A 14,704-nucleotide genomic window follows, 5' to 3' on the forward strand; every position below is an offset into this window, starting at 1 on the left:
TCCTATGAAATCGAAATATTATTTCTGATGATAAAACCTAGTTGTTCCGTGATGAGCTGGTGGCCCTTATCGAGTACCAGCAGCCTGCAGGGAAAGGAGCCGTCGGCGAAATTTTCGCCGATAACCGGAGGGATAACGCGGTCGTATTTGCCGAAGATCAGCAGCGTATCGATCCCCGCCTGCGCCATCCGGCGTTTGCACAGCTTCTTGCGGGGCAGCATCCGCCGCATGATAGTCCAGACATTGTAAACCAGCTGCCGTTTTTCCAGGCGGTCCATCCGGTGGAGCGCGAATTTGTAGACGCTTTCGTTCAAAAGGCCGCTTCGCCGCCAGAAAGTCAGGAGACGGAAAAAAAGAGCAGGGTTACGGGTATTGTACGAAAAGATCCGGTTTCCCAATATGGTCCTGGTGGCAAACATATGCCAGGGGTTGTTCTTCAACCCGTCGGGCGCCGCCAGGATGAGGTGCCTGACCCTGTCCGCCATTTGCTCAACGATGCATAGGCTTAACCTCCCGCCCATACTATAACCCAGGAGCGAGAAGGTTTGTTTGCCAGTTCTTTCCAATATTTTCTCCGTTAAAGCCGCGAGGTCCTGTTTTTCCATAGGCCGGCCTTCGTTCCAGACCGTCTTCCCATGAAAGGGCATATCTAACGCCACGATAGTAAATATATTGCCCAATCCCGCTTCCATACAACGAAAGTGCGATGCACTTTCGCCGAATCCATGAAAACAGATCAGCAAATCCGGCCCCTCACCGGTTTTTAGACCGGAGAAGGTACTGTCGAGATATGTGAGATTGAATTCCATGGGGCGTTTCCGGGAAGGCGAATTTATAACATTATGCCGCGCAATCATAATTTGTCAATTGACATAATCTCGGTAAATTACGAGTAGACTAAAAAAATCATGCAAAATGGATACCGCGGTTAATAGCAAAGCAGCCCTGAAAGGGGCGGAGTTCCTGGTGAAAGACGCATCCCCTGCAGATGTTTTCATCCCTGAAGATTTTTCGGAAGAACAGCTGATGATCAAAGAAATGGCCGAAACATTCATCGCCCGTGAAGTGACGCCCGTGCTGGACCGGCTCGACAAGCTGGAGGAAGGTCTCATGCCTTCGCTGCTGGACAAGGCCGGCGAGCAGGGATTGCTCGGTGCGGCATTCCCGGAAGAGCTGGGAGGGCTTGGCAAGGATTTTATTACCGCAACCCTGATCAACGAAGCCCTCGGCGCAGGGCACTCCTTTTCTGTAGCGATGGCCGCCCACACCGGGATTGGTTCGCTGCCCATCCTTTATTTCGGCACCGAGGCGCAAAAACAGAAATATATTCCGAAGCTGGCCTCCGGCGAGATGAAAGGCGCTTACGCCCTCACCGAGCCCAACTCCGGCTCGGATGCCCTCAGCGCCAAAACCACGGCTAAACTGTCGGCCGACGGCAAACATTATATCCTCAACGGCCAGAAGATCTGGATCACCAACTCCGGTTTCGCCGATGTATTCACCGTTTTCGCGAAAGTGGACGGCGAGCAGTTCACCGCTTTTATCGTGGAAAAAGGCACGCCCGGCTTCACACTCGGGCCCGAAGAACATAAAATGGGGATCAAAGGCTCCTCCACCCGGCAGATCTATTTCCAGGATGCGGAGATCCCCGCAGAAAACGTACTCGGGCAGATCGGCAAAGGCCACCTCATCGCCTTCAACATCCTCAACATCGGCCGCCTCAAATTGTGCGCCGCCGCGCTGGGAGGCGCCAAAGGCAGCCTGGATATCACCATCAGCTACGCGAAAACGCGCGAACAATTCAAACAACCCATCGCCAATTTCGGCGCCATCAAACATAAACTGGCCGAAATGGCCATCCGCATATGGGCCTGCGAAACGGCCCTCTACCGCACTTCCCAGCTGATCGACCAGCAGGAACACGAGTTGCTCGCCGCCGGCAAAGCCTTCAACGAAGCCCTGCTCGGCGCGGCAGAGGAATATGCCGTAGAATGTGCCATGCTCAAGGTTAACGGCTCCGAAGTGCTCGATTTCGTGGTGGACGAAGGCGTGCAGATCCACGGCGGCAACGGCTTCAGCGATGAATACGTCATCTCCAAAGCCTATCGCGATTCGCGCATCAACCGCATCTTCGAAGGCACCAACGAAATCAATCGCCTCCTCACGCTCGACATGACCCTCAAACGCGCCATGAAAGGGAAGATCGACCTCATGACGCCCGCCATGAGCGTGCAGAAGGAACTGATGAGCATCCCTGATTTCGGGAACGACGACGAAAGCGCCTTCGCCGCGGAAAAGAAATTGATCGCCAACATGAAAAAGGCCATCCTCCTCACCGCTGGCGCCGCCGCGCAAAAACTCATGATGAAGCTGGAATCCGAACAGGAAATCCTCATGAACATCGCCGATATGGCCATCGAAACCTTCGTGAGCGAAAGCGCGCTGCTCCGCCTCATCAAACTCACCGAACAAAAAGGAGAATCCGCCACGAGCCTCCAGGCCGATATGGTGCGCACCTACCTCAACGACGCGGCCGACCGCGTACATAAATCCGGCAGGGATGCAATCAACGGCTTCGCAGAAGGCGATGAACAACGCATGATGCTCCTCGGCCTGAAACGCTTCACCAAAACGGCGCCGTTCAATACCAAGGACGCACGCCGCCGCATCGCCGACAAACTCATCAGCGACGGCAAATACACTTTTTGAGGAGCGGCTGATCATTAACAATTGAAATAGATAACTTTACAAGGAACAGGCCAATGCTTGTTCCTTGTTTTTTTGGACAATAACCATGCGCTATGTTAGAAAGGAAAATCGGGAGCCTGCTGGTGGCAGTGTGCATCGCCGCGCCCGCTATGGCCCAGGAGAAAAGTTTTCTGCGCCTCACCCAGCCCGGCAAACAGAACAACAGTGTCAGTACCGCCCGCCAGTTCCTTGTTGGCTCCACCTGCAAATCGTGCCAGGTGTATGTGAACGCCGAACCGCAGAAAGTGTATCCGACCGGGGCATTCGCCATCGAAGTAACGCTGGGGGAAGGCGGCAACGAATTCCTCGTGAAATCCGTAGGGCCCGGCGGCGATTCGATCCTGCGGTCGGTTTGGTTTACGTATAACGCCCCGCAGGCGCCGCAGCCGGTATCTTCCATCAACATCGCCACGATCCAGACTTTCCCGGAAGGCAACCTGACCGTTGCACCCGGCGACGTGATCCGGGTTCGCGTGAAAGCCATTCCCGGCGGCACCGTAAAACTTGGTGATGCGCTTACGCTGCAGGAGCTACCCGTCGGCGGTTCCCAGCAAATGCCCGGCATCTACCAGGGTTCTTATACCGTGCAATGCGCCGATCCCCTGATCCAGGGCCGGCAATTACCCATTACACTGGATTTTGAAGGCACCCAGGTCAAGCGCTTCACTCCGAATATCTTCACCCTCCGCGACCCGCAGGCGCAACCGCTCGTGGGCAAAACCAGCGGCGACGATCCCATCCTGAAATACGGCCTCGGCGGCGACCGTCTCGGCGGCGCACGCATGGGCAGCCTGGATACGGGCATAGTGCTCAACATTACGGGCAAGGCGGATGGCGATTACCGCGTACAGCTGTCCAAAACCCTCAGCGCCTGGATCCCCCAGGAATTCGTGAAACTTCAGCCCGCGGGCACTTTTCCGCCAACATCCCTCACCGGTTCGTGGCGCGCATGGGGCGATGAAAAGGCGGACTACCTCTCTGTTGCCCTGACGTCGAAACTTCCCTACCGCACCACCCAGCAAAACGATCCCTCCCGGATCGTGATCGATATTTTCGGCGCCACGGCCAACACCAACTGGATCACGCAGCTGGAAAATGCGAAGGAGATCAAAAATGTGTATTACGAACAGGTGGAAGACGATATCCTGCGCGTGGTGATAGAACTGAAGCACACCCAGCACTGGGGGCATTCGGTATACTACAACGGCAATATCCTGACTGTAAAAGTGAAACGCCCACCTTCGAAACCCGGCCTGGGCGACCTCACCATCGCGGTAGACGCGGGCCACGGCGGCAGGAACCTTGGCGCCCAGGGGCCTACGGGCGTATATGAGAAGGAAATGGCGCTGGCGGTGGCCGTGGCGCTGCAACAGGCGCTCCAGCGCGAGGGCGCCCGCGTAGTCATGACCCGCGTAAACGATTCGTACATCGATAATAGTTACCGCGTGGTTTCGTACCGCGATAAAGACCCGGATCTGCTGGTCAGCATCCATCTTAACGCTTCCTCCGACCCCGTGCGGATACAAGGTACCAGCACTTATTACAAGCATATCGGTTTCCGGCCGCTGAGCCAGCATATTTACAAACGGCTGCTGGAACTGGGCCTGAAGGAATTCGGAAATGTGGGCAGTTTCAATTTTGCGCTGAACAGCCCTACCGAATACCCTAATGTGCTGGTAGAGACCCTATTCCTGAGCCATCCCGAGGATGAAATGCGGATCCTCGATCCGGGCTTCCGGCGGGAGATGGCGGGGAAGATCGTGGACGGGATAAAGGATTTTGTAGCGGAGGGCTATGCCAAAGCGGAATGAGGCGGGGATGGAATAGAAATGGCCCCCGCAGAGGGAGCCATGTAATACCGGTGAAGGTATTTCCATATCCAGAACGAATCTTTAGCGGAGGTAGCAGGTGATGAAGCCAGCACGTATGCATCCCCGCCTTAAGGCGGTTATATTCTCATGTCTATTCAGTCTTCTTTAATTTTGGAACCGGGAAACTGGGGCCTTTTCCGGGCCCGGACTGTCTCCGGCGCCATAGTGCAAAGGTGTCCATTTGACCGCAGGCGGCCAATACCCACAAGTGAGTATTTTTACCGGAAATAATTACCCTACTATATTAGTAGATTAATGATTATCTTTGGCGGACGGCGGCTGAGGGATATTTCGTATCTTTAACGTTATCCGTTGATAAATATAAACTTATGAGCCAACTGGTAGAAGAGTTTGACGCATACCGGAGCAAGATGAATGAAGTGATCCTTGGAAAACAGAACCTGGTGCTCAACCGGCTGTTCAATCTGGATACCAATACCTATGCGGAAGGCGCGCTGTCCGTGAAAACGAAGGAATTGCTGGGCCTGGTGGCTTCGATGGTGCTTCGTTGCGACGATTGCATCAAATATCACCTCGGGAAATGTCATGAGCAGGGCGTGACCACGCAGGAACTGTATGAAGTTTTTGCAGTGGCCAACATTGTGGGCGGCACGATCGTGATTCCGCACACCCGCCGGGCAGCCGAGTATTGGGAAGAACTGATCAATTCGTAACTTTACATTCCAAACTTTATATATACAAATCAATGTCAACAGTTACCGCTTCTCCGCAGCCATTAACGGCCAAAGATTTTGCAACCGACCAGGAAGTACGCTGGTGCCCGGGTTGCGGGGATTATTCCATATTGAAACAGGTGCAAACCATTATGCCCGGACTGGGCGTTCCCCGCGAAAACATCGTGATCGTATCCGGTATCGGGTGTTCTTCGCGTTTCCCGTATTACATGAATACGTACGGCATGCACTCGATCCACGGGCGTGCCACGGCCATCGCTTCCGGCCTGAAGGCCACGCGGCCTGAGCTGAGCGTATGGATCGTGACGGGCGACGGCGACGGGCTGTCCATCGGGGGGAATCATACCATTCACCTGCTGCGCCGTAATTTCGATGTGAACATCATGTTGTTCAACAACCAGATTTACGGTTTAACGAAAGGACAATATTCTCCCACTTCCGAAACCAATAAAGTAACGAAGAGCACGCCCTACGGCAGTATCGACCATCCGTTCAACCCGATGGCGCTGGCAATGGGCGCGGATGCGACTTTCATTGCCCGGAGCATGGACCGTGACCCGAAGCACCTCCAGGAGATGCTGAAGCGGAGCCACGCGCATAAAGGAGCGTCGTTCCTGGAGATTTACCAGAACTGCAACATCTTCAACGACGGCGCTTTCGAGGTGTTCACCGAGAAGTCCAGCAAGGCAGACAATACGCTGTTCGTAGAGCAGGGGCAGCCGTTGGTGTTTGGTGCGCAGAAGAACCTGGGGGTTCGGCTGGATGGTCACAAACCGGTGGTGGTGGACCTGAACGACGGTCAGTTCAGCGCGTCGGACCTGTGGATTCACGACGAGCAGGATTTCGGCAAGGCGCAGATCCTCACCCGCATGTTCGACGACGCACGGATCGAAGGGCATTTGCCGCGTCCGTTCGGCGTATTCTACCAGATTTTCCGTCCTACCTACGAGGAAATCATGTTGGCGCAGCTGGAAGAAGCGAATGCGAAGCGCGGCCCCGGCAGCCTGGACAAACTCCTGGCCGGCAACGAAACCTGGACGATCGCATAGTATCATATCAACGCATTTTACAAGGCCGCACACATTGCGGCCTTTTTTTATATCCGGATTTCCGACCCTCTCCAAACGCAGCCCCACCTTAGCTTTCCATCCACTTCCTCCACTCGAAAGAGATACCGGCCTCCGAAAACCGGAGATGCATTTTTAGGTGCATTACTTCGTAAGCGCGACATTTGAGAAGTTAATCCAATTACCACTATTAAACGTTGAACGCATGAACCTGGATACGTATCCGGTTGAATCATCCGATGATTTGTTAACACATTTATTTATGAGTGATGGGCCGAATGGGAAGATATTGAAGCGGATCGAATTCCAACATACTAAACCGGGTTGTTACAATCTTGCTTTCGGAGATTGGAAGGAAGAGGATCAGCGATTAGATGATACGATAAGAAGCAATAATAAAGATCTTGAGAAAGTGCTGTCGACCGTCGCCATGGTTGTGGATTTGTTCCTGACGGCGTCACCTTCGGCAAGGATAGAGATGACAGGAAGCACGGCATCGAGAACTCGATTATACCAAATGAAAATCCTCCAAAATTTGCAGAAAATCAATGAGCACTACATCATAAAAGGGCACAATGGCAATGCGTGGGAAGTAATTAATACAGCGATGATTTACTCAGCTTTTTTTATCGAACACAAAAAATATGCATGATGAAAAAGAGAACAACAACAACAACATCTGAGGTTCCGTTTGATATATACAAATGGGGTGCAAATGCCAAAATTACGATTAAGCCCAGGTCTTACTTCCCGGATGCCAGCAATCATCCATTCTTCAAACGCAAGTTGGAGGCGGCATTGGAGCGGGCTAAAATTCCAGGATATCACGATTACTGACAGGCATTCATCATCTCGGGCATTCTCAAAGCCCCGTTAAACTTATGCCTCATTTGCATTGGAGCCCAGTAATCATTAAGATTTGAATATTTTCAAAACTGAGGAGAACTTATTATTCACACGATTAACCCATTTATGCGAGGATGCCATTAAAAATTGGAAGGTATTCGAAACAGGGTGGATATTATTATTCGCAGCCATTAATGCGAGGATGCCATTAAAAATTGGAAGGTATTCGAAACAGGGTGGATATTATTATTCGCAGCCATTAACCCGTCAATGCGAGAAATCCCCCCGCCCAGGAGCACCTGGTACAGCAGGGCGAGCCCGAAGATGATCATGCAAACGCCCGCCACCCTGTTCAACCAGAGTACATTCGTGAGCGTCAGCTTATGACGGATTTTATCGGAAACGAAAACTTTCAGGATATCTGCAGACAATACAAACAACAAGCAAACCGTGTACATCGTAAACCGGTAACTCACATCCAACGGCGCATTCGCCACACAAACCCCCAACCAGAATAATATCACCCCCGGATTCAAGGTATTCATCAAAAAGCCCCCCAACCAGATCTTCGCATAATCACGCGTCCTGAACATCTCCGGACGCTCATCCCCCGTCACGATCCGCACCTTCTTGAAAAATAACCCGTACACACCCATGCAGATCAATAAGATACCCCCACAAATTCCAATAATCCGGGTATGCGCTCCCAGGCTCCCAATAAACGAAGAAGCCAGGTTCCCCAGCAACACAAACATAATATCACTCACGGATACGCCCAGGGCAAAACTAATCCCAGCACGCCAGCCGTTGCTGATGCTATACTTGATAATGGCGAAAATCACCGGCCCTACAGAAACCGATAAAAACACGCCTAAACCTAATCCTGCGATAATGGCGGCAGTCATTCCCTAAAATACACTAGGCTTTCACGCCCGCTTTGGTGATGAGGAATTGTTCCCAGTCCTTCAGCTTTTCGCCTTTCAGCACCCGCGGGAACTTGTTCATGGCTCCTTCTTTGCCCTTGCAACGCAGGTAATCAAGGAAAACCTGGTTAGGCATGATCTCTACAAAAATTTCTTTCAACGCGGAAGTCCGTTCAACGGCGTAGTCGTCGTTCACCTCACTCAGCGTTTGGTCGATGATCTCCCGCACTTTCGCGGCGTCCACATTCGTGGCGTCCGTACCGATATACCACCGGTGCGCAAAAAGATTCTCATATTGGAAACCCGCCACCGTAAACTCACGGATCGTAATCCCCAGTTTACGCTGCACGGTGTCGATCGCCTTGTTCATGTTATCGATGCTCATGTGCTCACCCGCCAGGCTCAAAAACTGCTTGGTACGGCCCACGATCACGATCTCATGCTCCTTCACGGAAGTAAACTTCACCACGTCGCCGATGAGGTAACGCCAGGCGCCGGAGCAGGTCGACAGCATCACGGCATATTCCTGGTCTTCCACCACTTCGTGGATCATATATGATTTGGGATTCGGCTTCACTTCGCCGTCCGCATCGAAATTTTCCTCATTAAAAGGGATGAACTCGTAGAAAATTCCCGTGTTCAACACCAGTTTTATCCCCTTCACCCCCGGCCGCGCCTGGAAGCCGAAAGACCCTTCCGAGGCCATGTACGTCTCGATAAAAGTGATGGGTTTGCCCAACAGCCGCTGGAAACTCTCGCGGTAAGGCTCGAAGCTCACGCCACCGTGGATATAAATGGCCAGGTTCGGCCAGATTTCGTGGATATGCTTGACGTTATGGTACTTGATGATCTCCTCCAGCACAATCTGCACCCAGGCAGGTACCCCGCAAACCGTTCCTACATCCCACTGCGGCGCCTTCCGTACGATCAGCTTGATACGCTGTTCCCAGTTCGGCTTGCGGGAAATCTGGCTGCCGGGCTTGTAAAACCGGCGGAACCATTTCGGAATATTTTTAGCCTGGATACCGCTCATGTCGCCCTCGTAGTAATCCCCCTTCTCGAAAAGGGAAGTAGTGCCCCCCAACATGAGAATCCCCTTGGTGAACGACTTCGGCGGTACGTTGAAGTTAGCCATGGAATACAACTGCTTCACACCCACCTTCTTCACGGTACGCAGCATGTCGCGCGTAACGGGAATGTGCTTGCTGGCAGACTCGGAGGTACCCGAGCTCAAAGCGAAATACTTGATCTTCTCAGGCCAGCTTACATTCGCCACGCCCTCCAGGCACTTATGCCACCACTCCGCGTGCATCTTGTTGTAGTTATGCACGGGAACCGTCTGCCGGAAGCGCGCTACCCAATTGGGGGCATGTAACATGTCCTCAAAATGGTAGTGCTCGCCGAACTGCGTATGCTTCGCTTTTTCCATCAACCTGCGCAATACCTGCATCTGGTATTGTCGCGGCGTCCCCAGCTTAAAAGTGAACTGTTTCCTTATTCGTAGGGATCTGGATATCAGGTTACCAATAATGGCCATTAATTGCGGATTCTAAGTTTGAAAAGCAAAAATAGTTAATTCGTTGTAATTCGGGGGAAGTTGGCTAAGCTTCGTACATTTGCGCCATGTTGAAAACTACGTTACTCAAAGCTACTGAAGCCGGGGCAAAAGTTTTGCAGGAATATTTTAACGGTACTTTCACGATTTCTCACAAAAGTACGGTCAACGACCTGGTGACCGAAGCCGACAAAAAGGCCGAAGCCGCCATCATCGATGTTATCCGGGGCGATTACCCCGACCATTTCATCCTCAGCGAAGAAGCCGGTTCCCTCGAAACCGCGTCCACCATTAAATGGATCATCGATCCCATCGATGGTACCGTCAATTTCGCGCATGGCATCCCCCTTTGCTGTGTAAGCATCGGCGTGGAACAGGACGGTGAAATGATCCTCGGAGCCGTGTACAACCCGATCATGAACGAGCTTTTCTTCGCCCAGAAAGGGTTCGGCGCCACGCTCAACGACAAGAAAATCTCCGTTTCCTCCAAACCCCACCTCGCCAACGCCTGCCTCGTAACCGGTTTTCCCTATAAATTCGAAAATTCAGATACCAATCCCCTCGCCACCCTCCAGTCGTTCGTGCAGCAAGGCCTCCCCGTCCGCCGGCTCGGCTCCGCCGCCATCGACCTGTGCTGGGTTGCCTGCGGAAGGTTCGACGGTTTCTGGGAACACCATCTCAACCCATGGGACTCCGCGGCCGGGTATCTCATTGTCCAGGAAGCGGGAGGAAAAGTGACCGATTTCAAAGGAAACGCCTATTCCCCCTACCAACCGCATATCCTCGCCACTAACGGCCACATTCACGAAGGCATGCTGGAAGCGATCAACAATATTCAATAATCATGGAAGAAAGAACTGAAATAAACGACCTTGGCGAATTCGGCCTGATCGACCGCCTCACCCGCAATTTCGAAATCCGCAACGCCGGCACCATCCTCGGCGTGGGCGACGATGGCGCCGTGATCGATCACTTCGGCAAACAAACCGTCGTTTCCACCGATATGCTCGTGGAAGGCATCCATTTCGACCTGATGTATACCCCCCTGAAACATTTGGGGTATAAATCTGTGATTGTCAACCTCTCCGATATTTACGCGATGAACGCCGTGCCCACCCAGGTCACGATGAGCATCGCCTTCTCCAACCGCTTCTCTCTCGAAGCGCTCGACGAATTCTACGATGGCGTTTACGCGGCCTGCGAACGCTACAACGTAGACCTCATCGGCGGAGATACCACTTCCTCCCAGAAAGGATTCATTATCAGCGTCACGGCGATCGGTGAAGTAGCGCCCGGGCAATTCGTAAAACGCTCCACCGCCCAAAAAGGCGACCTCCTTTGCGTTTCCGGCAACCTCGGCGCCGCATACCTCGGCCTTACCCTCCTGGAACGTGAAAAACAGATCTTCCTGGAGAACCCGAAAGTGCAGCCAGACCTTGAAAATCAAACTTATATCATCGGCCGGCAGCTGAAACCGGAAGCCCGCCAGGATATAGTCGCCTTCCTCGCCGAAAAAGAGATCATCCCGACTTCGATGATGGATGTGAGCGACGGCCTCAGCTCCGAAATCCTCCACATCTGCCGCCAGAGCGAAGTTGGTTGCGTACTGTACGAAGATAAAATCCCCGTGCACGACGATGCCCGCCAGATGGCCATGCAATTCGGCCTCGATCCCACCGCCTGCGCCCTCAGCGGCGGCGAAGATTATGAGCTCCTGTTCACTATGAAACAGGCAGATTATGATAAAATCGTACTAAATGAAGAAATCGCCGTGATCGGGTACATCACCGGCCCGGAAGAAGGCGCGCATATCATTACCCGAGGGGGAAACAAACATGAAATCACCGCCCAGGGATGGAACGCTTTCAAATAGTGTAAAATCGCTATAAATATAAAAAAGCCCGGTTCGAAGTGAGAACCGGGCTTTTTTAGTCTAAAAATCTACTATTTTAAAAACTGGACTGTTGTGCGTGGGGTCCTGTCCCTCCACCGCATCCAATCCCAATTTAATCTTGTACCGGCCCGCCATCTTAGAACCGGGAATCTCGATATCTACGGAATCCCTCCCCACCAAATCCTTCAGGTACACATCCGTATCCCACACCACCGGCGGCATCCCTTCTTCCGAAATCAAATACCGCAACCTGGGACCATCTCCCACCACCGGTACCGCCTTGCCATAGTAATTCTTCACTGCAAACCGGTATTTCACCGGTTGCCCGCGCTGTGCTTCCGTACGGTGGAACTCCCTTTGCGCCGGCACCAGCTGTAGCAGGCTGTAAGAATGATAATCTTGTATTTCCCGCCCGAAGAAAGCTCCCTGCGAGGTCTTAATCCCCTGGCTCTCCCGGAAATAATCTCCGTTATCTGTCGACAACCAAACCGTTTTCCCCCATAAACCTTCCTCCATCGGCCAGAAATTGTACTGGCTCCGGCGGTTTTTGATGGTATTGAGGCTATAAGCGGATTCGCCCTGGTAAAACATGTATTTCGACGGTTTTTGGTAACTGTTGAGGAATACAACCGGCCTTTGGCCCGCCTGCTCCTTCACTACGGCCGTCCATTCGCGGTTGTGGTGGATTTCGGGGCGGATGCGCACTCCCGGGAGGAAGTCCCACATCATATACAGCCTTACCACCGCCACCAAAACCAACGTCGGGATCCAGAGCGCTTTGAATACCTTCAGCGAATACCCCTGCCGAACAATCCCCTGGTGCGCGAGCACCATCGCCGGCGTAAATACCATCACCGTCCAGTTGGCCTCCACGCGCCCTTTAAAGGTGCTCAACAGGAAAAACGCCAGCACCCCCACGAGCGAAAACTTCATCGCCCGCTCGAAACTATCCTTCACCGGCACCCGGAAAGCATAATACAACACCAGCCAACCTACCAGCGGCCCGAACAGCAGCAACTGCCCCGCCAGATAATCCAGCGTAAAACTGTAATGATAAGCTTTGGCGTTCCTTTCGAAAAGATGGTATTGGACGGAGGGGAAGTCGTGCGCATATTGCCAGTACAGGTGCGGGAAGAACAATGCGGTAGTAATAAGCACCGCTGCCCAGAATCGCGGCAGTTTCAGCAGGTGCAGGTTCGACAACACGGTAAAAAACACCAGCAGCACCCCGTGGTATTTGCTGTAAAACATCAGCGCCATGCTCAAACCCAACAGCAGCGTGTTTTTCCAGTTTTGAGCGGCGAGGAAGTTGCGGTAGAGATAAAAATATAAAGCGGCGAAAAAGATCAGCGGAATATCCGGGACGGCAAGGATCCCCCCGAGCTGCATCGCTCCCAAACACGCCAGCAGCAGGTAAAAAACGGTATTGTTCTTTTCGGACAGCAGCTTGTCGGTCAACACGAGCGTACCTACATTCAGCACAACCATCCCCAGCCGCACGCCCAGTTCGTTATGGAACAACGCGTAGCCGGCTTTGATCAGCAGCGCGATCATGGGCGGGTGGTCGAAATAGCCCCAGTCGAGATGGCGCGAATATACCCAATAATACGCTTCATCGTCCATCAGCTCGGTAAAACAAGCCTGGACGATCGCAAGCAGTGCCCAGATAGCCAGCACCGTGTTTTTGTACTGGTTCTTCGTAAAAAAGCGGATCATAGTGGGGCGAAGTTAGCCAAATCCCCCGCTATTTCTTAAAGGATCATGAACCGGTCGGCGTCTTTCATGAAGGGGAATTTGCCGCGCAGCTCATCGAGGTGCTGACGGGAAAGGGTGTACGTAAATACGTCTTCTTCGTGCGCCCGCTGGTAGATGATTTCGCCGACGGGGTCAATGAGGCTGGTGTCGCCGCTGTGGTAGATGTCGTTGCCATCGTTGCCCACGCGGTTCACGCCGATCATGTAGCACTGGTTTTCGATGGCGCGCGCCTGCAGGAGGGCTTTCCAGGGAACGTTGCGGCGCTCGGGCCAGTTAGCTACGTTCACAAGCACGTCGTATTCCGGCTGGCCGTCTTCTTTGATGGTATTGCGGCTCCAAACGGGGAAGCGCAAGTCGTAGCACACGGTCAGGCAGATTTTCCAGCCTTTCACCGAGGCAATGAGACGTTTGCCGCCCGCTTCGTAGTGGTTATCTTCTCCGGCGAAACCGAAACGGTGACGCTTGTCGTATTGTCCGAATTGCCCGTTGGGGAGCATCCAGATAAGGCGGTTGTAGTACTGGCCTTCTTCTTCGATGATGAGGCTCCCGGTGATGATGGCGTTTTTCTGTTTCGCTTTCTGCTTCATCCATTGAACGGCGCTGCCATCCATGGTTTGCGCCAGCTTCTCGGGCTGCATGCTGAAACCGGTGGAAAACATTTCCGGTAGGATGATCACTTCCGTCCTTTCTTTGATCGCGTCGATCTTTTCATCGAACATGGCCAGGTTGGCCGCGATATCTTCCCAATGCAAATTCGCCTGAACGAGCGAAACGGTTAAATCTGACATACAATTATGGATTCCAGGAATTCGACCTCAAATTTACGCCGCATTAACTTAGAAAGTTTTGAAATGATGCAGCGTTATTCGGCTTTTTTTGAAATTTCTTCAATAGCCTCCCGCGACAAATCCTGCTCGAAGCCCCTTTGCAGGAGATACTGCAACGTTTTCCAGGTGCGTTTCATCGGCTGTTCTCCCTTCAGGCTGGCATATTTCCGCTCCGCCAGGTGGCGCAGCACCTTGTCGTATTCTTCCGGGTCGATTTCCGTCAAACCCTTGCGGATACAGTAATCTGACACCTGCTTCTGTTTCAGCATAAGGCTGATCTTCTTGCGGCCCCATTGCCGCATCCGGAACTTCCCGCCGGCGTAGGCGCGGGCGAATCGTTCTTCATTCAAAAAATTATCCTGCACCAGCTGCGCGATGGCTTCGTCGGCGGCGTCGCCGTAAAGCCCCAGGTCGCGGCATTTCTCCTTTACTTCAGAGTGGCACCGTTCCTGGTAAGCGCAGTAGTGGCGCAACTTTTCTATATCGCTGCTGCTCATGGTATGCAAAAAAAGGCCGGCCGTTT

General features: G+C 52.8%; 14 protein-coding genes. 8 read left to right on the plus strand and 6 right to left on the minus strand.

Annotated elements, in window-relative coordinates; genetic code table 11:
• Positions 1-2 precede the first annotated feature (2 nt).
• Positions 3-809: an alpha/beta hydrolase gene (locus WJU16_RS11575; protein WP_341838468.1), complete on the minus strand. Its 807-nt coding sequence runs from the start codon at positions 807-809 to the stop codon at positions 3-5.
• A 106-nt stretch (positions 810-915) separates the two neighbouring features.
• Between WJU16_RS11575 and WJU16_RS11580 the strand changes: the two genes are divergently transcribed.
• From WJU16_RS11580 to WJU16_RS11605, 6 genes are all read left to right on the plus strand, one after another.
• The gene (locus WJU16_RS11580) at positions 916-2,709 is read left to right on the plus strand and encodes an acyl-CoA dehydrogenase family protein (protein WP_341838469.1); all 1,794 of its coding nucleotides are present in this window, start codon (positions 916-918) and stop codon (positions 2,707-2,709) included.
• 92 nt (positions 2,710-2,801) lie between these two features.
• Positions 2,802-4,559, plus strand: a complete 1,758-nt coding sequence (locus tag WJU16_RS11585; protein ID WP_341838470.1) for an N-acetylmuramoyl-L-alanine amidase — start codon at positions 2,802-2,804, stop codon at positions 4,557-4,559.
• 389 nt (positions 4,560-4,948) lie between these two features.
• Positions 4,949-5,293: a carboxymuconolactone decarboxylase family protein gene (locus WJU16_RS11590; RefSeq protein ID WP_341838471.1), complete on the plus strand. Its 345-nt coding sequence runs from the start codon at positions 4,949-4,951 to the stop codon at positions 5,291-5,293.
• A gap of 32 nt (positions 5,294-5,325) precedes the next feature.
• Positions 5,326-6,363 carry a 2-oxoacid:ferredoxin oxidoreductase subunit beta gene (locus WJU16_RS11595; protein WP_341838472.1) on the plus strand — a complete coding sequence of 346 codons (1,038 nt, stop codon included), beginning with the start codon at positions 5,326-5,328 and terminating at the stop codon, positions 6,361-6,363.
• A 223-nt stretch (positions 6,364-6,586) separates the two neighbouring features.
• Entirely contained in the window at positions 6,587-7,033 is a 447-nt protein-coding gene (locus WJU16_RS11600) for a DUF6934 family protein (RefSeq protein ID WP_341838473.1), read from the plus strand.
• Entirely contained in the window at positions 7,030-7,218 is a 189-nt protein-coding gene (locus WJU16_RS11605; RefSeq protein ID WP_341838474.1) for a hypothetical protein, read from the plus strand. Before WJU16_RS11600 ends, WJU16_RS11605 begins: the two co-directional genes overlap by 4 nt.
• Before the next feature lie 200 nt (positions 7,219-7,418).
• On the opposite strand, the gene WJU16_RS11610 is transcribed toward WJU16_RS11605, so the two are convergent.
• Together WJU16_RS11610 and WJU16_RS11615 are read right to left on the minus strand one after the other, a co-directional pair.
• Positions 7,419-8,132: a LysE family transporter gene (locus tag WJU16_RS11610; protein ID WP_341838475.1), complete on the minus strand. Its 714-nt coding sequence runs from the start codon at positions 8,130-8,132 to the stop codon at positions 7,419-7,421.
• Positions 8,133-8,145: 13 nt separating this feature from the next.
• A complete protein-coding gene (locus WJU16_RS11615; RefSeq protein WP_341838476.1) occupies positions 8,146-9,687 on the minus strand; it encodes a GH3 auxin-responsive promoter family protein in 1,542 nt (513 codons plus the stop codon).
• A gap of 86 nt (positions 9,688-9,773) precedes the next feature.
• Between WJU16_RS11615 and WJU16_RS11620 the strand changes: the two genes are divergently transcribed.
• Positions 9,774-10,547 carry an inositol monophosphatase family protein gene (locus WJU16_RS11620; RefSeq protein ID WP_341838477.1) on the plus strand — a complete coding sequence of 258 codons (774 nt, stop codon included), beginning with the start codon at positions 9,774-9,776 and terminating at the stop codon, positions 10,545-10,547.
• Positions 10,548-10,549: 2 nt separating this feature from the next.
• Positions 10,550-11,578 carry a thiamine-phosphate kinase gene (thiL, locus tag WJU16_RS11625; RefSeq protein WP_341838478.1) on the plus strand — a complete coding sequence of 343 codons (1,029 nt, stop codon included), beginning with the start codon at positions 10,550-10,552 and terminating at the stop codon, positions 11,576-11,578.
• Positions 11,579-11,638: 60 nt separating this feature from the next.
• Here thiL and WJU16_RS11630 read toward each other — a convergent pair whose 3' ends face one another.
• The 3 genes from WJU16_RS11630 to WJU16_RS11640 all read right to left on the minus strand — a co-directional run bounded on the left by WJU16_RS11630 (position 11,639) and on the right by WJU16_RS11640 (position 14,678).
• Positions 11,639-13,315 (minus strand): glycosyltransferase family 39 protein, encoded by a 1,677-nt coding sequence (locus tag WJU16_RS11630; protein ID WP_341838479.1) that lies wholly within the window; start codon positions 13,313-13,315, stop codon positions 11,639-11,641.
• A 35-nt stretch (positions 13,316-13,350) separates the two neighbouring features.
• Positions 13,351-14,142 (minus strand): amidohydrolase, encoded by a 792-nt coding sequence (locus WJU16_RS11635; RefSeq protein ID WP_341838480.1) that lies wholly within the window; start codon positions 14,140-14,142, stop codon positions 13,351-13,353.
• Positions 14,143-14,216: 74 nt separating this feature from the next.
• Positions 14,217-14,678, minus strand: coding sequence for a regulatory protein RecX (locus tag WJU16_RS11640; protein ID WP_341838481.1), 462 nt, complete (start codon positions 14,676-14,678; stop codon positions 14,217-14,219).
• Positions 14,679-14,704 lie beyond the last annotated feature (26 nt).

The organism is Chitinophaga pollutisoli (genome assembly GCF_038396755.1).
GTDB classification, from domain to species: Bacteria; Bacteroidota; Bacteroidia; order Chitinophagales; family Chitinophagaceae; genus Chitinophaga; species Chitinophaga pollutisoli.